Origin of the sequence: Methylocystis sp. SB2, from assembly GCF_049817085.1 — a bacterium.
Taxonomy (GTDB): domain Bacteria; phylum Pseudomonadota; class Alphaproteobacteria; order Rhizobiales; family Beijerinckiaceae; genus Methylocystis; species Methylocystis rosea.
In genome coordinates, this window is sequence record NZ_CP187401.1 from 75,727 (window position 1) to 95,686 (window position 19,960).

Sequence of the window (19,960 nt, forward strand, 5' to 3'; positions counted from 1 at the left end):
TTGTGACGACGCTCAGGCGCCTGGTAGGGCGTCCATTTCCCCGGCGCTACGGGTTGAGAACGCGCATGAACCGCTATGACCGCCAGCCTCAGCCCGCTGAAGAGGCTGTCGTCGAATATCTCGACGGCGAATATCGCGTGCGCAAGCCCGGCGCCTATGTGCGCTGTGCGGTGACGGGCGAGCCGATCCCGCTCGAGGATCTGCGCTATTGGAACGTCGATCTGCAGGAGCCTTACAGCGGGCCACACGCCAAGCTGATGCGTCTTGGCGTCAAGAAGCCCGATTAGGGCTCAGGGCGGCGCGCCTTACACAGCCCGCGAAGCGCTTCGTCCAGAAAATCGGCGTCATCGAAAACTAGAGTGACGGGTAGCGTATCGACGCCAAGCGTCGCCATGTGACCGCCCATTCGCGCCGCATCCTTTTCCGTCGTGACGAGCCGCGCGCCCTGTTCCTGCCGCAACTTCGACAGCGTCTCGTAATCTCTTTGCGTGAATCGGCGGTGATCGCCGAAGGAGACCCGCGCCGCGACTTCGGCGCCGGACGCCTCCAATAAGTAGAAGAATTTCTCTGGCCGCGCGATGCCGGCGAAGGCGACGACCCGCGCGCCTCTCATCGCCTCGGCGGCTCCGCTGTCGGGCGCCAAATGGGCGGCGACGACGGGTTTATTCGCGCGCACGGCGATGTCGCGCCCGGGCAGGCCGTCGCCGACGACGACGAGCATATCCGCCGCCGCAAGCTGCGCTTCGAGCGGCGCGCGCAACGGACCGGCCGGCATGCAGCGGCCATTGCCGGCGCCATAGTCCGAGTCGACGACGATGAGCGTCAGGTCGGGCGCGATGCGACGGCTGTGAAATCCGTCGTCGAGAATGACGACGGTGGCGCCTTGGCGCTGCGCCAGGTCTGCGCTCGCAAGTCGGTCCGAGCCGACGATCGTCGGCGCGGCGCGCGCAAGCAGCAGCGCTTCGTCACCGACGTCGTCGGCGACGTGACGCGTCAGGTCCACCAAGAAGGAGGACGTTCCACCGCGCCTTCGGCGATAACCCCGCGTGAGAAGGGCAGGGCGCTCTCCCGCCGCGTTGAGACGCTGCGCGATGGCGATGGCGAGCGGCGTCTTGCCGTCGCCGCCTGCGGTCAGACCCCCAATGACAATCGTCGGTAAATTGGCGCGGGGCGCGTCGCGCGCGAGCCGCTTGCGCGCAATGCCGCCGTAGAGCGCGCCGAGCGGAGACAGCAGCCGCGCCGCCGCGCCGTCTTCACGCCAGAAGGCGGGCGCGCGCATCTCAAACAGCGGCGCCGCGCGTGACGGTCATTGTTGTGCGACAGCCATTTGCGCGAGATAGGGTTCGACGGCGGTCATGATGCCGCGCGAGGCGCCGCCCAGTCTCTCGACAGTTTCGCCGGCGGCGCGCCCCATTTTGCGCATGCGCGATGGTTCGGAGAGGAGATAATGCGCGGCTCGCGCCAGCGATGTGGCGTCTGTAACGCGCGCGGCGGCTTTTGCGGCTGCGAGTTCGCCGTAGACTTCCGTGAAGTTTTCGACATAGGGGCCATGCAGGATGGCGCAGCCGAGCTTCGCCGGCTCGATTGGATTTTGTCCGCCGCCGGGCAGCAGCGACTTGCCCATCAGGACGACCCCGACGCTTCGAAAAACGAGGCCAAGCTCGCCGACGCTGTCGACGACGTAGACGTCGACGTCGCGCCGCGGCTCGCCTTCCTGCGAACGCAAGGCCGCAGTCAATCCTCTGGCGCGCGCGGCTTCGACGATCTCGGCGCCGCGCTCCCGATGACGCGGCGCGATGATCGTCAGCAGCGACGGGGTTTGCGCGGCCATGTCGACATGCGCGTCGAGCACGAGGTCCTCTTCGCCCGGATGGGAGGAGACCGCCGCCCACGCCGGCCGCCCGCCGATCGCGCCATTGAACTCGGCGAGCTTTGAAGAGTCGGCCGGCGGCGGCGGCACGTCGAATTTGAGATTGCCGGCGATGCGCACGCAACGCGCGCCGAGCGCCAGAAAGCGGGCCGCATTATCGGAATCCTGCGCGAGGCAAAGATCGACGGCGCCGAAAACGGATTTCGCCGCGCCGGGAACCGCCCGCCAGCGCTCGGCGGATTTGCGGGAGATGCGGGCGTTGGCGAGAACCAGCGGCGCGCCGCGCGCGCGCACGGCCGCGACGATATTGGGCCAAAGCTCCGACTCGGCGAAGACCGCGATGTCAGGACGCCAATGATCGAGGAAACGTTCGACGAATTTCGGGGCGTCGATCGGCGCATATTGATGGAAAGCGCCCGCGGGCAAGCGCGCGCTGAGAACGCGCGCAGACGAGACGGTGCCGCTTGTCACGAGCACGTCGAGTCCGCGCTGAATGAAGCGGTCGATGAGCGGCAGCAGCGACAGGCTTTCGCCAAGACTCGCGCCGTGCAGCCAGACGAGTCGTCCGCGCGGTCGGGGACGATTCGACTCGCCCATGCGTTCGGCCAATCGCGCAGGATCTTCTTTGCCGTGATTCGCACGCCAATTGAGCGCGGCGCTGGCGAAGGGCGTCGCCGCGATCGTCGCCAGCCGGTACACTGTCAGAAGCGACATGTTTCCAATCTATTAAGAATCCGGTCCACATTCGCCATTAGACGGCGTCTTCTCCGCGCGTCGAGCCAACCGGGATAGCGCCTTTATGCGTGGCAATACCGGCGAATTTTGGAACGCCGCCTATAGCTCCTCCACATCCGGATCGAGCAGCCGATAAAGATGCACCACGAAATAGCGCATGTGCGCATTGTCCACCGTGGATTGCGCCTTGGCTTTCCATGCGGCGAGCGCGCTATCATTGTCCGGATAGATGCCGACGATGTCGAGCTTGCCCGGATCGCGGAACGCGACGCCGTCAAGCGTCTCCAGTTCGCCGCCAAATACAAGATGCAACAGCTGTTTTTCTTTCTTCGCCGAGGTTGCTTGCGTCGTTTTGTTCATAATTTTCCTTCCAACACCTCCCGCGCCAGCGCGAGGCTATCGTCGAACAGCGATTTCGGAGCCGCGATGAGCATGTCGCGGGCGAGCGACGCGCGATTATAGGTGAGCGCGACGCCCTCCGGCTCGCTCAACATGGCGCCCGCTTCTGCGAGTAGAATATCCGCGGCGGCGATGTCCCAGTCGCGCGCATTAGGCCCGGCGACCACGATATCATGCCGGCCGGAGGCGATATCGGCAAGCCGCAGCGCGAGCGAGGGCGTTCGCGGCGCCATCACGAATCCCCGTGGCGACGCGGCCAGCCGGTCCTGCATCGTACGAGGCGCGACGAGCGCCGCGCCGGTGATTTCGGCGCGCTGCGGCGCGATGAGGGGGGAGCCGTTAAGGAAGGCGCCGAGCCCAAGCGCGCCGACATAAGTCTCGCCGAGCGCCGGCGCGTGGATGATTCCGGCGACCGGCCGGCCGCGAACCACCAGAGCGATGGAAACCGACCAGCGCGCGTCGCCTCGCGAAAACGCGTGCGTTCCATCGATCGGATCGACGACCATCAAGGCGTCCCGCGTCAGCCGCTCGGCCGTGTCGACGCTCTCTTCAGAAAGCCATGCCGCCTCGGGCGCGATCCGCGCCATCTCATGGAACAGGAACCGATCGACGGCGAAATCCGCCTCCGTGACCGGCGAGCCGCCGCCCTTGTAGGACACTGCGGCGGTCGTGGTTTCGCCCAAGCGGAAATACGCCATGGCGATGTCGCCGGCCCTGCGCGTGACGCTCTCGAGTTCTGGAAGAAAAGCGGCGAGTTCTGCTTGGCTGGAGCCCATCATGAGGAGGAGTAGGTGAGGCGCCGGCGGGCCGCAAGCGGGCGCGTTGCGCAGAATAGGAGCAATTTGAACGAATTCGTTTTCATGGACTTCACTCTCATCGCCTAAACCATGCGTAGAAGCAATGATTTACGTGCTGTTCACCAGGCTTTTTAGGGCCTTCGCCGGCAGGCTGCGGCAATATAAGCGCCGAGACGAAATTCAAGCCGCAAGGAGCGATCGATGGTTGAGGCCAATACCGCGCGCAGGATCGACGAAAGAGTCTTCGTTCAGCGTGATCGCCGCGCCGACGGCGGGGCGCGGCGCATCCGCGTGACCCGGGACGACGTCTTGATCTCCCGCCGATACAGCGGCGTCTCCATGGTCATCTCGGTGCCCGTCACCGCCTATTGCGGCGTCGCCCTCGAGGTGCAGCCCGCGGACGACGGATCGCCGCGCTACGTTCTTTCGCTGGCGCACCGCGACCCGGACCTCGACATTCTTCTCGGCGATACTCAAGACTGCGGCGCTGCGGCGTCCGACTGGCGTCACTGGGCGGCCTGGCTGGGGCTGCCGCGCGTCACGGAGGAGGATGGCGCATTGCGTTCGCTCGAGGGGGCCGGCGAAGCGATCGCCGCCGCCTCGCCTCGCCGCCGCTGCGAGACCAGTTTGGGCAAGCGTCGTCCGCGTTTTCTTTTTCGCCGCAAGGCTGGCGACTACCGCCGCACGAAGGTCGTGCATGGCGACGAGCGCGAGATCATTTCTTATGAATGAATCGTCTCCTGCGCGGCCGACGCGCCAAGGACGATCTTCTCGAAGCCTTCGCGGATCTCCTGCTCCTTGAGCTTCCTGCCGATGAAGACGAGGCGCGATTCGCGCTTCTCTCCTTCTTTCCATTCTCGCTGCAAATCGCCGTCCAGGATCTGATGGACGCCCTGGAACACGAACCGCCGCGGCTCGTCCTTGAAGGCGATGATTCCCTTGCTGCGCAGAATATCCGGTCCGTCGCGCTGAATCAGATCGTTCAGCCACGGAACGAATCGTTCAGGATCGACCGGGCCCTCGTGGCGGATCGAGACGGAATGCATCTCGTCGTCATGGAAATGCTTCAGCCCGGCGTGGGGCGCGTGATGATTTTCATGCTCATGCTCATGGCCGTGCTGATGATCGTGGTCGTGATGATCATGGTCGTGATGATCATGGCCGCAATCTGGACCGCATTCATGATCATGGCCGTGATGCGCATCGTGATGATCGTGACTCGACTCCTCGGCTTCGAGGAACGCCGGCTCGATCTCCAGAATTCGGTCGAGGTCGAAGGCGTTGCGCTCCAAAACCGCCTGCAGGGGAACGTCCGACCGCACCGCCCGATGCAAAGCGGCGTAGGGATTGATCGCGCGGATGCGGCCTTCGACTTCCGCGAGCTCATCGGCTGAAACGAGATCGGTTTTGTTCAGGACGATCACATCGGCGAAGGCGATCTGACTCTTCGCTTCGGGCGCGTCCTTCAGCCGCTCGCCAAGCCATTTGGCGTCGGCGACCGTCACCACCGCATCGAGCCGCGCCGCCTCCTTGACGTCAGCGTCCATGAAGAAAGTCTGCGCAACGGGCGCCGGATTGGCGAGCCCCGTCGTCTCGACGATGATCGCGTCGAACTTGCCGCGCCGGCGCATCAGGCCCTCGATGATGCGAATGAGATCGCCGCGCACGGTGCAGCAGATGCAGCCGTTGTTCATCTCGAAGACTTCTTCGTCGGCGCCGACGACAAGGTCATTGTCGATGCCGATCTCGCCGAATTCATTGACGATGACGGCGTAGCGCCGGCCATGCTGCTCGGTGAGAATGCGGTTGAGAAGCGTCGTCTTGCCGGCGCCGAGATAGCCGGTGATGACGGTGACGGGAATTTTGTCTGTCAATGCCGCTTACTCCAGTTTCGTTCGCCCCCACTCTGTCACTTCCCCGCAAGCGGGAGAGGGGACCCCAATGGTCGGCCTTGCGCGAAACTCTCTAAGAGGGCCGGGCCTGCTCCCTCTCCCACGAAGTGGGGGAGGGGTGGGGAGGGGTTAGGGCGCCAGGGCTTTCGTCAATTCTCTTACATTGTGGCGCATCATGTCGATATAGGTTGCGCCATCGCCTTTGGCGTCCGACAGGGCATCGGAATAAAGGACGCCGCCGACCTGGGCGCCGGTCTCGCTGGCGATGCGCTTGGCGAGGCGCGGGTCGGCGACGTTCTCGACAAAGACCGCTTGAACCTTATGCGCCCTGACCGCGTCGATGATCTTCGCGACGTCACGGGCGCTGACGTCAGCCTCCGTCGACACGCCCTGCGGGGCGATGAATTCGACGCCGTAGCGCGCGGCGAAATAGCCGAAGGCGTCATGGGTCGAAACGACCCGGCGCCGATTTTGGGGAATGGCGGCGATCGCCTGTAGGATTTCCGCGTCGAGCGCGTCGAGCTTGGCGAGATAGGCGTCGGCGTTGGCCTTATAGGTCTTTGCGCCCTCGGGATCGACGGCCGAAAGCGCTTCCCGGATCGCCTCGACATAAACTTTGGCGTTGGCGACGTTCTGCCAGGCGTGCGGATCCTGTCCCTCTTCGTCCTTTCGCGCAGTGACGCCTTTGCCCAAAGTGAACACTTCGCCTTTGCTCTTGGCGGCAGTGACGAGACGGTCGAGCCAGCCTTCAAATCCGAGTCCGTTGACGAAAATCAGCCGGGCTTGCGCAATGCTGCGGCCGTCAGCCGGACTGGGCTGGTAGACATGTGCGTCGCCGTCGGGACCGACGATAGTGGTGACGGCGACCCGGTCGCCGCCGACCTGTCGCACAAGATCGCCGATAATCGAAAAGCTGGCGACGACGGGTATTTTCTGCGCCTCCGCCATCGCTGGCGCGGCCAATGCGGCGAATGAAAGCGCTAGCGCGCTGCGTCGTGTAAGCATCGCTCTATCCTTCAAGATGCCGGCGCGGCCGTTTTAATCGCAGCACGCCGCCGGCGCGGCCAAAAATCATCGAGAAAAAATAGACGACGCCCGCGGCGAGAATGATGGCGGGTCCGGTCGGCGCGCTGGTCTCGTTGGAGAAGACGAGGCCGCCGTAACAGCAGAGGGCGCCGATCGCCGCGGCGAGCGGCAGCGCGACGGCGAGATCGCGCGTCCACAATCGCGCGGCAGCGGCGGGAAGCATCATCACGCCGACGGCCATCAGCGTGCCGAGCGCATGAAAGCCTGCGACGAGATTGAGCACAACCAGGGCGAGGAAGAGGAACGGCGTGAATTCGCCGAATGCGCTCGTCTGCCGCAAGAACAGAGGATCGAGCGTATCCAGCACCAGCGCTCGGTAGAAAACCGCCAGCAGAATGAGCGTGAGGCTCGAGACGCCGACAAGCAGCAGGAGCGCCGCGTCATCAAGTCCGACGACTGAGCCGAAGAGCACGTGGAGCAGATCGACGTTTGAGCCGCGCAGCGATACGAGCGTGACGCCCAGCGCCAACGAGACGAGATAGAAGGCCGCGAGCGACGCGTCCTCGCGCAGCGTCGTAAATCGCGAGGCTGCGCCCGCGGCGAGCGCGACGACGAGGCCGGCGAAGAGGCCGCCGAAGGTCATCGCGGGCAAAGAAAGGCCGGCGACGAGATAGCCGACGGCGGCCCCAGGCAGGATCGCATGGGACAACGCGTCGCCGGCAAGCGACATGCGCCGAAGGATCAAAAAGACGCCGAGCGGCGCGCCCGAGAGCGCGAGCGCCAGGGAGCCGACAAGCGCCCGACGCATGAATTCATAATCGGCGAAGGGCGTGACGAAGACGTCAGTGAACATGCAGGCGATCTTCGGCGTCAAACTCGTCGCGAAGACAGTCGCGCGCGCGCTCGTCGAAGGCTTCCGACATGGCGCGCGCGCGAACGAGATTCTTTTCGCAAAGGGCGTCGCGCGTGTCGCCCCAGAAGATGCACTCGCGGGCAAGCAGCAGCGTGCGCGGGAAGGCGCGGCGGACAATGTCCAGTTCGTGCAGAACGGCGACGACGGTGCGCCCTTCGGCGCGCCATCGGGCGATCAAAGCCAGAAGATCGTCGATCGTCGCTGCGTCGATCGCGCCGAAAGGCTCGTCGAGAAGAATGACCGGCTGATCCTGAACGATCAGCCGCGCGAACAGCGCCCGCTGCATCTGCCCCCCGGACAGGGTTTCGAGCGTTCGCGATTCGAAGCCGACGAGTCCGACCGTTTCGATCGCCGCGCCTACCCGAATCTGCTCGGCCGCGTTCAGCGCCCCGAAAAGACCGACGCGCGCCAAAGCGCCCATGGCCACGAAATCGCGCACATTGATCGGGAAAGCGCGATCAATGTCGACGACCTGCGGCAGATAGGCGACGGCGCGCGGCGACAGACCGCCGAAATGGATATCGCCGCCGAGCGGCGCCAGCAGCCCGGCGAGCGCCTTGAGCAGCGTCGACTTGCCCGCGCCGTTCGGGCCGCAGACGGCGAGCCCTTCTCCAGGGGCGATTTCGCCTTCAAGGTGATGAACCGCGGGGCGACGATCATAACCGAGGGTGAGATTGACGAGCCGGATCGCCGGCGCATTGGCCGCCGCGCTCAATGCAGCGCCCAATAGGCGCCGGCCCACAAGGCCGCAAGAAGCAGCGCGGCGACGATGACGCGGGCGCCGGCGGAGGCTCCGAGAGCGGAGAGCCGCGCCTCTCGAGCGCCAGTGGCTGCGCTGGCGGGCAACGGCTGGGCCAGGGCGCGATGTTGGGTCGTCATGTCGAACATAGCCAATGTTATATTATAACGCCGAGATCGAACAAGCAGTCATCCGCCGCGCGGATAGACGCCGTGGAGCGCCGCATTAAGTATAGGTTGAGGCGCGTTCACGCCAATCGGCCGTGGACAGGGGAGGGCGATTCTGTTATCCCGTGCCGCACGGGTCAGGCGCTCCGTCAGCGCCCGGATACCTATTCCCTATTATGGCCGCTCAACGACGGAGCCGTCGCGGCGGGTCCCAAACACAGGATGGATACGTGCAAGTTCTCGTTCGCGACAACAATGTCGATCAGGCGCTCAAGGCTCTGAAAAAGAAGATGCAACGTGAGGGCATCTTCCGCGAAATGAAACTGCGCGGTCACTATGAAAAGCCTTCCGAGAAGCGCGCGCGCGAGAAGGCCGAAGCGGTCCGTCGCGCCCGCAAGCTGGCCCGCAAGAAGCTCCAGCGCGAAGGCCTGCTGCCGGTCAAGGCGAAGCCGGTCGGCGCACGCTGATCCGGCTAGAGCCGTCGAATTCTCGCCCGATTGCACGCGCTTTTTAAAAATTGCGCATAGAAGATAGACGGGGAAGTCGTATTGCGGCTGGGAGGATCTGAAGGCATGGGCTTTTGCCGTGCGGCGACGTCGCGTCGCCTAGCTTCGCTCCTATCTGGTCAGTCTCTCACGCGCGGCGCGGCGGCGCTCGCCATCATCGCTCTCGCGGGCTGCGAAACCGCGAGCGGCATCCGTCCGCCGGGACGCGGCATCGCCGAGATCGCCGACACCGACGCCAACTCCGCCTCCGTCAATATTGATTCGCTCAGCGAAGTGATTCGGCGCAATCCGTCGAGCGCTGAGGCCTACAACACCCGCGGCGTTGCTTACGCTCGGGTCGGGCGGTTCCAGGAGGCGGTCGGCGACTTCACGCAGGCCATCAAGCTCGAGCCGAATAATTCGGCGGCCTACACCAATCGGGCGCTCGCGCTCCGCCAAATGGGCCAGAGCGACGCCGCCCGCGCCGACTTCGACCGAGCGATCGAAGTCAATCCCAAACATGCGCCGGCTTACGTCGGTCGCGCCAACCTGCTGCGCGCCCAGGGCAACCTTGATCAGGCGCTTGCCGATCTCGACCAGGCCATCCGCCTCAATCCCGAAAGCGCCCAGGCGTTTCATGCGCGCGGGCTCATCCACCAGAAGCGCGGCGATGATGCGCGCGCCGTGACCGATTTCGACAACGCGATCGACCGCGATCCTTTTGCGGCGGCACCCTATCTGGCGCGCGGCGAAAGCCTGGTCAAACTCGGCAAATTCGACAAGGCGGTCGAGGATTTCAACGCCGCGCTCAACGTCGACAGCAAGAGCGCGCTCGCATGGGCCTGGCTCGGCGTCGCTTACGACAAGAGCGGCAACCGCTCCAAGGCGCAGGAATCCTATCAGCGCGCGCTCACGCTCGATCCGCAGCAGCCAATCGCCAAACAGGGCATGGGGCGCGGTTAAAACGCTTCCCGCTCACATGGAACCATGTGATCGATGGGGAATCGCTCAAAATAGGACCGCTCTAGTCTCGCGAGACGCGCTGGTCTTCGCGCCACTGCCGGTAAATCGCGATCGCGAAGGCGACGGCCAGCACCAGGACGCAGCCCGCAATCGAAAGCCCAAGTTCGAGCGCGCCGTGGTTCGTTACATGCACGAATGTGGGCAGGGCTGGATCGGCGCCCGCCATGTCGCCCGCAACCCAGCCGAGAAGGCCTGCGCCCGCCCAGACCAGCGCCGGAAACCTCTCCAGCACCTTCAGCAGCGCGCCCGCGCCGAACATCACGATCGGCACCGAAACGAGAAGCCCGAAGACGATGAGATTGGACGAGCCATGCGCCGCTGCGGCGATGGCGATCACATTGTCGAGCGACATCACCGCGTCGGCCATGATGATGGCCCCGACCGCGCTCCAGAGGTTGGGTTTGGCCTTGACGTCCGAATGCTCGGCTTCATCGATCAGCAGTTTCACGGCGACGATGAGCAGCAGAATCGCGCCGACAATTTTCAGATAGGGAACCGCCATAAGCTCGACGACGACGAGCGTGAAAGCGATGCGCAGTATGACGCCGCCCAGGGCGCCCAGAAATACGCCCCAGCGTCGCTGACGCACGGGCAGTTGCCGACACGCAAGCGCAATCAAAATTGCGTTGTCGCCCGAGAGCAGCAGGTTGATCCAGATGATCTCGAAGACTTCCCAGCCAAGGCTGAATTCCGGAGACATGCGCGCTTCTTACCTGCTGGGCGAAGCCCATTGCTGCGGTTGCCGACGAACGGAGTCGCTAGGACGATTCCGCTCGCCGCAATCCGCCTGATGCATTGGCGATGGGCGACCGTGCATCTGACGACTGAAGCTTTTCATCTGCAGGCGCCGCGCATCACGCACTTGCAATAGCGACATTTTACCAAAGAAGGAAGGCGTCGCTAAGCTTATGTAACCGCCGTTTTTTCTTTTTCCTCGGGAACAAGGGCTGTCACCCTGTGTTCATCTTTGAAAGGCGCGGCAAGGTCGACAATGGCGTCGGTTAAGTGCGCGCTGCAGGAGGTTACTATGGGCATGGCACAGCCAAACGCCAACCTTATCTCCAGCGATAAGGTCGAAGGCACGGATGTGTATGACGCGGCCGGCAACAAGATTGGCGAAATCGATCACCTGATGATCGATCGCGTCTCTGGTTCGGTTCGATACGCGATTATGACCTTCGGCGGCTTTCTCGGCATCGGCGAAGGCGAGCATCCCTTGCCCTGGAAGGCGTTCCGTTACGACACCAATCTCGGCGGTTACATCGCGGATGTGACGGAAGAGCAGCTGCAGAACGCTCCTGAATTCACAGGCGAAGAAAGCTGGAGCGATCGCGATTGGGAAAGCCGGCTGCACAGGAACTACGGGTCCTCCCCCTATTGGGAAGACACGACGACGTCAACGATGTCGAGAGACCGCTGAAGTCTGAGTGTCTTTGACCGAAGTGGGAATCCGCGGTGGGGCGGAGCCATAACTGGCTCCGCCCTTTTTGCGGCCTATATGGCGTCGAAAGGATTATCCGAAAGGCCGTTAAAATGCGCGTCGGAGCCGCCGCACTTTTGCTTTTATGGACTCTGGGCGGTGGCGTCGCCGCTCAGTCGGTTCCTCAAGACCGTCGCGGCGCGGAGATCGAATCCACTCTCAAGCGCATAAAACTTCCTCCGGGCTTTTCGATTGCACTCTATGCTCTAGCGCCGCGGGCCCGCACGCTCGCCATCGGGCGCGAAGGAAAGGCGATTTTTGTCGGCGCCGAGGAGAAGGACGTCTATGCGATCACGCCCGGCGATAAGAGGGCCGCTGCGGTCGAACGCTTCGCGCCGTCCATGCCATTCACGATGCCGCATGGCGTTTGCTTCTCAAATGACGGCGCGCTTTTTCTCGTTGAGCGTAACCGCGTCACACGGTTCGACGATGCGGAAAACACGTGGCGCGACGCGGCGGCGAACGCCAAGGTCGTCGTAAAATCAGGCGATCTCATTCCAAGGAACGAAGAGAGTCGCGGCCATTCTTCCCGCGTGTGCCGAATAGGTCCCGACGGCAAGCTCTATATTTTGCTTGGCCAGCCGCACAATGTCGCGCCGCGCGACAAGCTCGCGCTTTACGAGAAGACGGGAATCGGCGGCGTCATTCGGATGAATCTCGACGGATCGCAGCGCGAAGTCTTCGCGACCGGCATTCGCAATTCCGTCGGCATGGCGTTCGACTCGGACGGATCGCTCTGGTTCACCGACAATCAGGTCGACTCCATGGGTGACGATCGGCCCCCTGGCGAAATCAATCGCGCCGACAGAGCAGGATTGAACTTCGGCTTCCCTTGGTATGGCGGCGGACATGTTCGCACCAATGAATACGCCCGCGACGAGCCGCCAAAGAACGTCGTCTTTCCAGTCGTGGAAACTGCGCCGCACGCGGCCGATCTCGGCATAATGTTTTACCGCGGCGACATGTTTCCGAAGGAATATAAGGGCGCGATGTTTTACGCGCAGCATGGTTCCTGGGACCGCAGCGTCCCAATCGGCGCGCGGGTGATGGTCACTCTCGCTGGAACAACCGCGAGCACGCCATTTGCAGAGGGCTGGAACGACGGTTCCGGATCCTATCTTGGCCGGCCCGTCGACGTCGCAGAGCTTGCGGATGGCTCGCTTCTCGTCACCGACGACCAGAACGGCGCGATTTATCGGATCACCTACCAAGCGCCGTAAGCCGCGTCGTGAGCGCGCGCCCGTCGTGACCCGTGCAGAGCGCCTCGATCATCAGACCCGCTTCGACGCCCGGCGTATGCGCAAGGGTAAAATCGGCGGCGCGCGCCGTGCCGCCGCGCTCGGTCAGTAGCCGCAAGGTTCGGCCGCTTTGCGCGTCGAAATGTCGGCGTAGCGCGGCGTCGCCCTTTTCTCGCAATCGCGCCGCGCGCTCTTTGGCGATCTGCGGCGCGAGTTGCGGCATGCGCGCCGCCGGCGTTCCCGGGCGTGGCGAGAAGGGAAAGACATGAAGATGCGTGAGACCGCAGGCGTCGACGATGTCGAGCGTGGCGTCGAACATGTCTTCCGTCTCGGTCGGAAAGCCGACGATGAAGTCGGCGCCAAAGATGATGTCGGGCCGCGCCTCGCGGAGCGCGCGGCAGAGGCTGATCGCGTCCTCACGCGAATGCCGGCGTTTCATGCGCTTCAAGATCAGATCGTCGCCGGACTGCAGCGACAGATGAAGATGCGGGCAAAGCCGCGGATCTTCCGCAAAAGCCTCGACGAGATCTTCGTCCACCTCAATGCAATCGACCGACGAGAGACGCAGCCGTTCAAGCTCTGGAAGGCGGCGCAGCAGCAGACGCACGAGGCGCCCGAGCGTCCAATCTTCGCCAAGGTCGACGCCGTAGCTCGTGAGATCGACGCCCGTCAGCACGATCTCCTTTTTGCCGCTCGCGACAAGCGCGCCAGCCTGCGCGATGACCTCACTGGGCGGTGCCGAGCGCGCCGCGCCGCGGCCAAACGGAATGATGCAGAAGGTGCAGCGATGATCGCAGCCGTTCTGCACGGCAAGCAGTCCGCGCGTGCCCTCATTGCCGGCAAGCGCGCGATTTGGCGCATGTTCGGCGAGAACCCGCGTCACCCCTTCGATCTTGGCGAAGCCTGGAGGGTCGAGCCGCGCCGCGCAACCTGCGACGACGATCTCGGCGTCGGGCCGCTCGCGATGCAAGCGGCGGATCGCCTGACGCGCTTGCCGCGTGGCCTCGCCCGTGACGGCGCAGGTGTTGACGATCACCGTCTCGCGCGCGCTGGCGTGCGCTTTGGCGAGCTCCTGCGATTCAACCGCGTTGAGCCGGCAGCCGAAGGTCACGACCTCGGCGTTGCGCAGCGGCGCGTTCACGCGGCTACGCCTTCAAAAATCTGGGGATCGAGCGTGGTTTCGAATTCGAACTCGACCGGCCCCGTCATCAGCACATGATCGTCGGCCCGCCATTCGATTTGGAGATCGCCGGCCGGCAGGCGCAGATTCGCAGCGCGTTCACTGAGCCCTGCGCGCGCCGCGGCGACGAGCGTCGCGCAGGCGGCGGAGCCGCACGCCTTCGTGGCGCCGGTGCCACGCTCCCAGACGCGCAGCAGAATGTCGTCGCGCGCAAGCATCTGTGCGAAGGAGACATTGACGCGTTCGGGAAAGAGCGGATGGCGTTCGATGCGCGGGCCAAGCGTCTCGAGATCGATCGCCATCGCGTCGCCGACAAAGAACACGGCATGAGGATTGCCCATGCTGACCGCGGAGAAACGCGACGGCGCCCCGGCGACGGGCGGGTCGAGCGTGACATCGCGCGTATCTTCGACGGCGTGGGCGAGCGGAATCTCGCGCGAGCCCAACCGCGGACGACCCATGTCGACGGTGAAAACCGTATCGGCTTGGCGGCGCGTTTCGATGAGGCCGGCGTCCGTCTCCAGACGCAGCGCGTCCTTGCCTTCGCGCGCCAGCGCATAGGCGACGCAGCGCGTGCCGTTGCCACAGGCGGCGGAGAGAGAACCGTCGATATTGTAGATGCGCATATACGCGTCGTCGCCAGGCCTGCGCGGCCTGTGGAGCGCCATCAGCTGATCGAAGCGCAGGCCGGGCGCCTTGGCGATGGCGCGCGCTTCCTGCGGCGCGAGCTCGTGCTCGCTCTCGCGCAAATCGAGAACGAGAATCTCGTTTCCGGCGCCGTTCATGCGCAGAATCGGAAGATGGTCGAGCGGATGCGCCATGGGGCAGCTTTTCGCCTATTCTCCTGGAGACGCGCTCGTATATAGAGAAGGCTGCGCCGAAGCGCCACTGCGGCTCCCGCCGGACGCGCGTCGCATGTGCGCGCGAAAAGGCATTGATGGCCGTTTAGGAAAGCTCGACGATGGAAGAAGAACCGGGCTTGCTGGACAGCCTGCGACGCCATTGGCGCGCGCTGGCGATCTTCATCATTCTGGTCGCGGGCGCCGCGATCTACGCCGAACGCGCGCTGGTTCCCCTCGGCGGCGTTCAGGAGGCGGACAAATCCGCCACGCCGCAAAGGCCAACACCGCCAAATGCGGCGCCAGACTCGAAACCTAGCGAGACGAGCGACGCCAAGCCGAGCGAGTCGAAGCCGAGCGAGGCACGTCCGACAGACGCCAATCCGACTGAAGCTGGTCCGACTGACGGCAAGCCAGGCGATGCAAGTCCGCCCGCGGGCGTCGCTGACGATGCGGCGCAAGCGGTGATGAGCCAGACCGTGACCGTCGACGCGCGGCCCGCCGCTGTGACCAAGGGGCAGGGCAAGTGGGAGGATGCCGGCAAGACCGTCGGCGAGGCGCTCGCCAAGCTCAACGAGGCGGTCGGAAAAGCGGGGCTTGCGGCCAACGGCCGGCCATTCGCCGTCTTCACCAAAACCGACGACACGGGCTTCGCCTTCGAGGCGATGGTTCCGCTTGCGGCGGCGCCGGAAGGCAAGCCCAAGCTGCCTGAGGGCGTCAGCATCGGCGCGTCGCCCGCCGGCAAGGCGCTCAAATTCCAGCATCGCGGCGCTTACGACGAGATCGAGGCAACCTATGAGGCGATCGCCGCCTATCTCGACGAGAAGGGGCTCGACACGAAGGATCTCATCCTCGAGGAATATCTGACCGATTTTAAGGGCGACGACGCGAGCGTCGACGTCGATATTTATGTGTTTTTGAAGTGAGCGGTTGCGAATCCACCCATCAATGTTATAACTAAGTTATAACATTGATGGATCTGTCATGCGCAGCGCGCTCCGAAAAATGGGAAACTCTTCCGGCTTGATCATCCCCAAGCCGTTCCTTGCCGAAATTGGGGCGGATGTCGGAGACGACGTCGAATTGACCGTCGAGAAAGGTCGCCTTGTCGTCACGCCAGTCAAAAAGCGCGTGCGCGAGGGTTGGGGCGATGACGCCCGCCGTATCGCCGAGCATGGCGATGACGCGCTTCTATGGCCGGAGTTTGGCAATGAAGGCGACGAAAAACTGACGTGGTGAAGCGCGGCGAAATCTGGCTCGCAGCGCTCGATCCGACGGTCGGGAGCGAAATTCAGAAGACGCGGCCATGCCTGATTGTTTCGCCGCCGGAAATGCATGACCATTTGCGTACGGCGATCGTCGCGCCGCTGACCACGGGAAGCCGCCCCGCCGGCTTTCGCGTCGCGCTGACTTTCAAGGGCAAGCGCGGGCTCGTGCTGCTTGATCAAATTCGCGCAATCGACAAGCAGCGGCTCGTCAAGCGCTTGGGCAAAGCGTCCGAATCTACGCTCGCGGCGATTCTCGCTGGCCTTCGTGAGGTCTTTGAAGATTAGCCGGCGCTAGACTGTTGAGAGAGATCGGAAACGAAGCGGCGCCAGAGCTGTTGCGCGTCGTCGCCGAATGCCGAGTGGAACGCGCCTTCGAATGGCGCTCCCGCTTCGAGCGCGCGAAGAAGCTGCATGAACGCCGTCTCGTCGCGCATGCGCAGCCAGCCGACGAACATGCCGGCCTGTCGATAGGCGAGGCGCTGGCGCTGGGTGAGCGCGTCCTTCGTTGGATCGCGCGGCGGTTCACGCTCAAAACCGAGCGCCGCGAAGTCGATCCATCGACGCTCGTCGAGCACGACGCGATAGCCGTCGCGGATCGCCTGCGCCGCGTCTTCAATGCTGACGCCCTCGGCGCCGCCGCCCTTTGAGGCCATCACCGCGAGCCCTTCCGTGAACCATTGCGGCGGGCGCGGCGCGCCGAGCGGCCGCCAGCCGGAGAGATGCACATGCGACAGCTCATGCGTGAGGACGCCTTCGAGGCGATCGCGCTCCTCGCCGCAGAGCGTCGGCGACAACAGCGCCACGCCGGCCCGCGTCACGGCGGCGATGCCGGGATCGCCCATGCCGTTGGCGCTTCCGTAATTCTCATAGGACGCATAGACGCCCACCGTCGGCGGCTGCGCGAAGGGACGACCGTGCACGGACTCGATTTGTGCGATGGCGGCGGGAAGCAGCGCCGCCGTCTCGGCCGCGCAAGCGCGCGCCTCTGGTTCGTAGCGAATGCGCGCATCGTCGGCGAAGGCGGCGAGCAGTCGCGGATCATTCCACGCGGCGCGCGCGGTGAGGCGAAGCTCTGGCCGCAGCATCATCGCGATAGCGAGCGCGGCGGCGCAGGCGAGCCCAAACCCAAGCCCGATCCCGAGTGCACGGGTCACCGTGCGCGGCATGTCCGCGCGCTCCTTGCGCAAAAGTTACGCCGTCGTCGTGTCGTCCGGCCGATATTCGAGAATGTCGCCCGGCTGACATTGCAGAATTTCGCAGATTTTTTCGAGCGTGTCGAAGCGCACGCCCTTCACCTTGCCCGACTTCAACAGGCTCACATTCTGTTCGGCGATGCCGATTTGCGCGGCGAGATCGCGCGAGCGCATCTTGCGCTTCGCCAGCATCACGTCGAGATTGACGATGATCGGCATCAGACGATCTGCGCGTTTTCATCGGCGATGTCGGCCGCCGTCTTCTGGATATGGGCGAGCGCGAGGAGCGTCGCGAGCAGCATGACGGTCGAAAGATCTTCAGGTCGCAGATAGATCGACACCATATGCGCGCCCGCCGCCTTGTGCGCCGTGAGGATGAGCGACGTTAGCGGTCGCGCGGCGATATCGACGAGCGCCGCGATAAGGCCTGCTAGCGCAAGGCAGCGCAGCCATCCGGCCGCATCAGGCGTGAAGATGCGCCCCTCAAGATAGCCCGAGAACAGTCTCCAGCCGGCGTAGCAGGCGACGACGAGCAGCGCCCATATCACGAAGCTGACGCCGAAGGCCGCAAGCCGCTGATCGGCGGACAGGCCTTCGACATCGACCTTCAGCGACGCAAATCGCGAAACGACCAGCGACTCGTCGCTCCAGAACATCACGATCGTGACGAAAATCCAGAGGCAATAGCCGACGAGCGCGAAGCGCAGCGTTTGGCAGAGCCAGCCGATGCGGCGGCGCAGCGAGTCCAGGCGACGGTCATCAAAGGAAGAAAGGGCAGCGAAGTCGGTCATGGCGGTCTCCTTATGTCGCTTACGTTGACACAAGAAAAATTTAATGTCAAACATTAAAAACTAATCTAAAAACATGAGGCACTTTATGTCGTGCATTATTCGTCGCCTGTCTAGCCTGGCGCTCGCCGCCGCCATGCTTGCCGCCTGCAGCCATGTGCCGGTCTCAACCATGTGGGCGCTGCGAAATTTCGACGCCGCTTCCGTCGATCCGGCCGTGCTGCGCGCGGCGGTGCGCCTGCCTGAAAGTTTCGAGCCGCAGAAGGGCGGCGTGACTTTGAAAATCGGCTGGTGGCGCGACGGCGACGAGAACGCGAAGCATGAGATGGTTTTCGCGCTTAGGGAAACGACCGCGCCGGAAGACGTCGCGCCGCTTGCCGGCGAGACGAGGGCCGGAACGCGCATTTACGCCTATCGCGTCGACCCGGCCGATTATGCGGCGATCCGCGTCCGGCAGAAGGAATTTCTGGAAGAGAAGGCGCGCGATCCCGGCAAGACGCATGGTTCCTTCGGCGTCGGCGCCGACGCCTGCCGGCGCGGCGACTTCCCGGAAGGTCAGCTGCTAACGACGACTTATTTGCGCACGCAGCCTTCCGGCCCCTATCTCACGGTGCTCAAGAATCTCGACATGCGCGAAGCGGCGACGAAGGAAAAGCCGCTCGACCAGCTCGTGCCGCCTTGCGAGAAATTCGCTAACCGCGCCGAGACGCCGATGGTCGTATACCGTTAGGCCGCCTTCGCCCTCTCCATCATCTCCACGAACCGCCGGAAAAGATAATGGCTGTCCTGCGGGCCGGGCGAAGCTTCGGGATGATGCTGCACCGAGAACGCCGGACGATCCGTCAGCGCGATCCCGCAGTTCGAGCCGTCAAAGAGCGAGCGATGCGTCTCGACGGCGTTGTCCGGCAGGCTGTCGCGATCGACCGCGAAGCCGTGATTCATCGAAACAATCTCGACCTTGCCGGTGGTGAAATCCTTGACCGGATGATTGGCGCCATGATGGCCCTGCGGCATTTTCTTCGTCTTGGCGCCGACCGCGAGCGCCATCATCTGGTGGCCAAGACAAATGCCGAAGGTCGGAATTTTTGCTTCGAGCAGGTCGCGGATCACCGGCGCGGCGTATTTGCCGGTTTCGGCCGGATCGCCGGGGCCGTTCGAGAGAAAGACGCCGTCGGGGTTGAGCGCCAGAATTTCCCCGCTTGTTGCGGTTGCCGGCGCGACCACCACTTCGCAATCCTGTTCGGCGAGAAGCCGCAGGATGTTGCGCTTTACGCCATAGTCGATCGCAACCACGCGATACTTGGGCGCGCCGCTGCGCGCGCCATAGCCGCCGCCAAGCCGCCAAATCGTCTCGCGCCAGTCGTAGCGCTTCTTTGAGCCGACGGTCGGCACCAGGTCCATGCCGTCGATGCCCGGCCAGGCGGCGGCCCTGGCTTTCAGCGCCGCAATGTCGAAGCAGCCATCCGGCGCATAGGCGATGACGGCGTTCTGCATGCCGCGCTCGCGAATGAGCGTCGTCAGCGCGCGCGTGTCAATGCCGCACATGCCGACGACGCCGCGCGAGGCGAGCCAGTCGGCGAGCGGCTTCTGGGCGCGGAAATTCGAGGGGTCGGTGCAGGGCGCGCCGAAGATGGCGCCGACCGCGCCGGCGCTCTTGTCGAGATCGACGGTTTCGACGTCTTCATCGTTGGTCCCGACATTGCCGATGTGGGGGAAGGTGAAGGTGACGATCTGCGCGGCGTAGGACGGGTCCGTGAGGATTTCCTGATAGCCGGTCATGGCGGTGTTGAAGCAAACTTCGCCGACCGCTTCGCCAACGGCGCCGAGCCCATAGCCCTCGATCACTTCGCCGCCGGCGAGAACCAGCACGCCGGTGTGGAGGGGTTTCTTCCAGCCGTTATCTTGATCGAGGGTCATGTCCGTTCTAT

Annotated in this window: 24 protein-coding genes and 2 pseudogenes; 10 read left to right on the forward strand and 16 right to left on the reverse strand. The window is 64.0% G+C overall.

What is annotated here, in order from left to right; translation table 11 throughout:
* The first annotated feature begins 65 nt into the window (after nt 1-65).
* Nucleotides 66-287: a DUF2093 domain-containing protein gene (locus tag ACPS74_RS00350; protein ID WP_014890019.1), complete on the forward strand. Its 222-nt coding sequence runs from the start codon at nt 66-68 to the stop codon at nt 285-287.
* Here the strand turns inward: ACPS74_RS00350 and lpxK are convergent.
* The 4 genes from lpxK to ACPS74_RS00370 form a co-directional block, all read right to left on the reverse strand.
* A complete protein-coding gene (gene lpxK / locus ACPS74_RS00355; protein ID WP_029648084.1) occupies nt 284-1,279 on the reverse strand; it encodes a tetraacyldisaccharide 4'-kinase in 996 nt (331 codons plus the stop codon). The two genes, ACPS74_RS00350 and lpxK, sit on opposite strands and share 4 nt — an antisense overlap.
* Before the next feature lie 27 nt (nt 1,280-1,306).
* Complete coding sequence (locus ACPS74_RS00360; protein ID WP_029648086.1) at nt 1,307-2,584, reverse strand: 3-deoxy-D-manno-octulosonic acid transferase; 1,278 nt, start codon at nt 2,582-2,584, stop codon at nt 1,307-1,309.
* A 120-nt stretch (nt 2,585-2,704) separates the two neighbouring features.
* Nucleotides 2,705-2,965 (reverse strand): DUF4170 domain-containing protein, encoded by a 261-nt coding sequence (locus ACPS74_RS00365; RefSeq protein ID WP_029648087.1) that lies wholly within the window; start codon nt 2,963-2,965, stop codon nt 2,705-2,707.
* Nucleotides 2,962-3,783, reverse strand: a complete 822-nt coding sequence (locus tag ACPS74_RS00370) for a 3'(2'),5'-bisphosphate nucleotidase CysQ (protein WP_239754562.1) — start codon at nt 3,781-3,783, stop codon at nt 2,962-2,964. Before ACPS74_RS00370 ends, ACPS74_RS00365 begins: the two co-directional genes overlap by 4 nt.
* A 219-nt stretch (nt 3,784-4,002) precedes the next feature.
* On the opposite strand from ACPS74_RS00370, the gene ACPS74_RS00375 reads away from it, so the two are divergent.
* On the forward strand, nt 4,003-4,533 hold the full coding sequence (locus ACPS74_RS00375) for a DUF6101 family protein (protein ID WP_029648090.1): 531 nt from the start codon (nt 4,003-4,005) through the stop codon (nt 4,531-4,533).
* On the opposite strand, the gene ACPS74_RS00380 is transcribed toward ACPS74_RS00375, so the two are convergent.
* From ACPS74_RS00380 to ACPS74_RS00400, 5 genes and pseudogenes are all read right to left on the reverse strand, one after another.
* A complete protein-coding gene (locus ACPS74_RS00380) occupies nt 4,524-5,675 on the reverse strand; it encodes a CobW family GTP-binding protein (protein WP_029648091.1) in 1,152 nt (383 codons plus the stop codon). The two genes, ACPS74_RS00375 and ACPS74_RS00380, sit on opposite strands and share 10 nt — an antisense overlap.
* Nucleotides 5,676-5,822: 147 nt before the next feature.
* Nucleotides 5,823-6,698, reverse strand: a complete 876-nt coding sequence (locus tag ACPS74_RS00385) for a metal ABC transporter substrate-binding protein (RefSeq protein ID WP_029648092.1) — start codon at nt 6,696-6,698, stop codon at nt 5,823-5,825.
* Between the two features lie 4 nt (nt 6,699-6,702).
* Nucleotides 6,703-7,572, reverse strand: a complete 870-nt coding sequence (locus ACPS74_RS00390; RefSeq protein ID WP_029648094.1) for a metal ABC transporter permease — start codon at nt 7,570-7,572, stop codon at nt 6,703-6,705.
* Nucleotides 7,562-8,254 (reverse strand): annotated as a pseudogene (locus ACPS74_RS00395) (metal ABC transporter ATP-binding protein); the annotation flags it as partial. The pseudogene ACPS74_RS00395 and the gene ACPS74_RS00390, both read right to left, overlap by 11 nt.
* An 89-nt stretch (nt 8,255-8,343) precedes the next feature.
* Nucleotides 8,344-8,511: a hypothetical protein gene (locus ACPS74_RS00400; protein ID WP_157055179.1), complete on the reverse strand. Its 168-nt coding sequence runs from the start codon at nt 8,509-8,511 to the stop codon at nt 8,344-8,346.
* Between the two features lie 257 nt (nt 8,512-8,768).
* Here ACPS74_RS00400 and rpsU point away from each other — a divergent pair.
* Together rpsU and ACPS74_RS00410 are read left to right on the forward strand one after the other, a co-directional pair.
* Nucleotides 8,769-8,993: pseudogene (gene rpsU, locus ACPS74_RS00405) on the forward strand (30S ribosomal protein S21); the annotation flags it as partial.
* Between the two features lie 117 nt (nt 8,994-9,110).
* Nucleotides 9,111-9,986, forward strand: a complete 876-nt coding sequence (locus ACPS74_RS00410) for a tetratricopeptide repeat protein (RefSeq protein WP_029648097.1) — start codon at nt 9,111-9,113, stop codon at nt 9,984-9,986.
* A 61-nt stretch (nt 9,987-10,047) separates the two neighbouring features.
* Here ACPS74_RS00410 and ACPS74_RS00415 read toward each other — a convergent pair whose 3' ends face one another.
* On the reverse strand, nt 10,048-10,746 hold the full coding sequence (locus ACPS74_RS00415; protein ID WP_029648098.1) for a TerC family protein: 699 nt from the start codon (nt 10,744-10,746) through the stop codon (nt 10,048-10,050).
* 327 nt (nt 10,747-11,073) lie between these two features.
* On the opposite strand from ACPS74_RS00415, the gene ACPS74_RS00420 reads away from it, so the two are divergent.
* Together ACPS74_RS00420 and ACPS74_RS00425 are read left to right on the forward strand one after the other, a co-directional pair.
* Nucleotides 11,074-11,466 (forward strand): PRC-barrel domain-containing protein, encoded by a 393-nt coding sequence (locus tag ACPS74_RS00420; RefSeq protein ID WP_029648099.1) that lies wholly within the window; start codon nt 11,074-11,076, stop codon nt 11,464-11,466.
* A 113-nt stretch (nt 11,467-11,579) separates the two neighbouring features.
* Complete coding sequence (locus tag ACPS74_RS00425; protein ID WP_029648101.1) at nt 11,580-12,746, forward strand: PQQ-dependent sugar dehydrogenase; 1,167 nt, start codon at nt 11,580-11,582, stop codon at nt 12,744-12,746.
* Here ACPS74_RS00425 and ACPS74_RS00430 read toward each other — a convergent pair.
* Nucleotides 12,727-13,905: a MiaB/RimO family radical SAM methylthiotransferase gene (locus tag ACPS74_RS00430; protein ID WP_029648103.1), complete on the reverse strand. Its 1,179-nt coding sequence runs from the start codon at nt 13,903-13,905 to the stop codon at nt 12,727-12,729. The two genes, ACPS74_RS00425 and ACPS74_RS00430, sit on opposite strands and share 20 nt — an antisense overlap.
* The gene (gene dapF / locus ACPS74_RS00435; protein ID WP_029648104.1) at nt 13,902-14,765 is read right to left on the reverse strand and encodes a diaminopimelate epimerase; all 864 of its coding nucleotides are present in this window, start codon (nt 14,763-14,765) and stop codon (nt 13,902-13,904) included. The genes ACPS74_RS00430 and dapF overlap by 4 nt, the downstream gene beginning before the upstream one ends.
* A gap of 140 nt (nt 14,766-14,905) precedes the next feature.
* Between dapF and ACPS74_RS00440 the strand changes: the two genes are divergently transcribed.
* The 3 genes from ACPS74_RS00440 to ACPS74_RS00450 are packed head-to-tail and all read left to right on the forward strand — an operon-like array spanning nt 14,906 to nt 16,336.
* Nucleotides 14,906-15,709: a GyrI-like domain-containing protein gene (locus ACPS74_RS00440; RefSeq protein ID WP_029648106.1), complete on the forward strand. Its 804-nt coding sequence runs from the start codon at nt 14,906-14,908 to the stop codon at nt 15,707-15,709.
* A gap of 58 nt (nt 15,710-15,767) precedes the next feature.
* The gene (locus ACPS74_RS00445) at nt 15,768-16,022 is read left to right on the forward strand and encodes an AbrB/MazE/SpoVT family DNA-binding domain-containing protein (RefSeq protein WP_029648107.1); all 255 of its coding nucleotides are present in this window, start codon (nt 15,768-15,770) and stop codon (nt 16,020-16,022) included.
* Nucleotides 16,016-16,336, forward strand: a complete 321-nt coding sequence (locus ACPS74_RS00450) for a type II toxin-antitoxin system PemK/MazF family toxin (protein WP_029648109.1) — start codon at nt 16,016-16,018, stop codon at nt 16,334-16,336. Before ACPS74_RS00445 ends, ACPS74_RS00450 begins: the two co-directional genes overlap by 7 nt.
* On the opposite strand, the gene ACPS74_RS00455 is transcribed toward ACPS74_RS00450, so the two are convergent.
* The 3 genes from ACPS74_RS00455 to ACPS74_RS00465 are packed head-to-tail and all read right to left on the reverse strand — an operon-like array spanning nt 16,333 to nt 18,035.
* Nucleotides 16,333-17,217 carry a hypothetical protein gene (locus ACPS74_RS00455; protein ID WP_029648110.1) on the reverse strand — a complete coding sequence of 295 codons (885 nt, stop codon included), beginning with the start codon at nt 17,215-17,217 and terminating at the stop codon, nt 16,333-16,335. The two genes, ACPS74_RS00450 and ACPS74_RS00455, sit on opposite strands and share 4 nt — an antisense overlap.
* Nucleotides 17,218-17,241: 24 nt before the next feature.
* Nucleotides 17,242-17,463, reverse strand: coding sequence for a helix-turn-helix domain-containing protein (locus ACPS74_RS00460; protein WP_029648111.1), 222 nt, complete (start codon nt 17,461-17,463; stop codon nt 17,242-17,244).
* A complete protein-coding gene (locus tag ACPS74_RS00465; RefSeq protein WP_029648113.1) occupies nt 17,463-18,035 on the reverse strand; it encodes a DUF2975 domain-containing protein in 573 nt (190 codons plus the stop codon). Before ACPS74_RS00465 ends, ACPS74_RS00460 begins: the two co-directional genes overlap by 1 nt.
* 85 nt (nt 18,036-18,120) lie before the next feature.
* Between ACPS74_RS00465 and ACPS74_RS00470 the strand changes: the two genes are divergently transcribed.
* Nucleotides 18,121-18,762: a hypothetical protein gene (locus ACPS74_RS00470; protein WP_029648114.1), complete on the forward strand. Its 642-nt coding sequence runs from the start codon at nt 18,121-18,123 to the stop codon at nt 18,760-18,762.
* Here the strand turns inward: ACPS74_RS00470 and carA are convergent.
* Nucleotides 18,759-19,949 (reverse strand): glutamine-hydrolyzing carbamoyl-phosphate synthase small subunit, encoded by a 1,191-nt coding sequence (gene carA / locus ACPS74_RS00475; protein WP_029648116.1) that lies wholly within the window; start codon nt 19,947-19,949, stop codon nt 18,759-18,761. The two genes, ACPS74_RS00470 and carA, sit on opposite strands and share 4 nt — an antisense overlap.
* Nucleotides 19,950-19,960 lie beyond the last annotated feature (11 nt).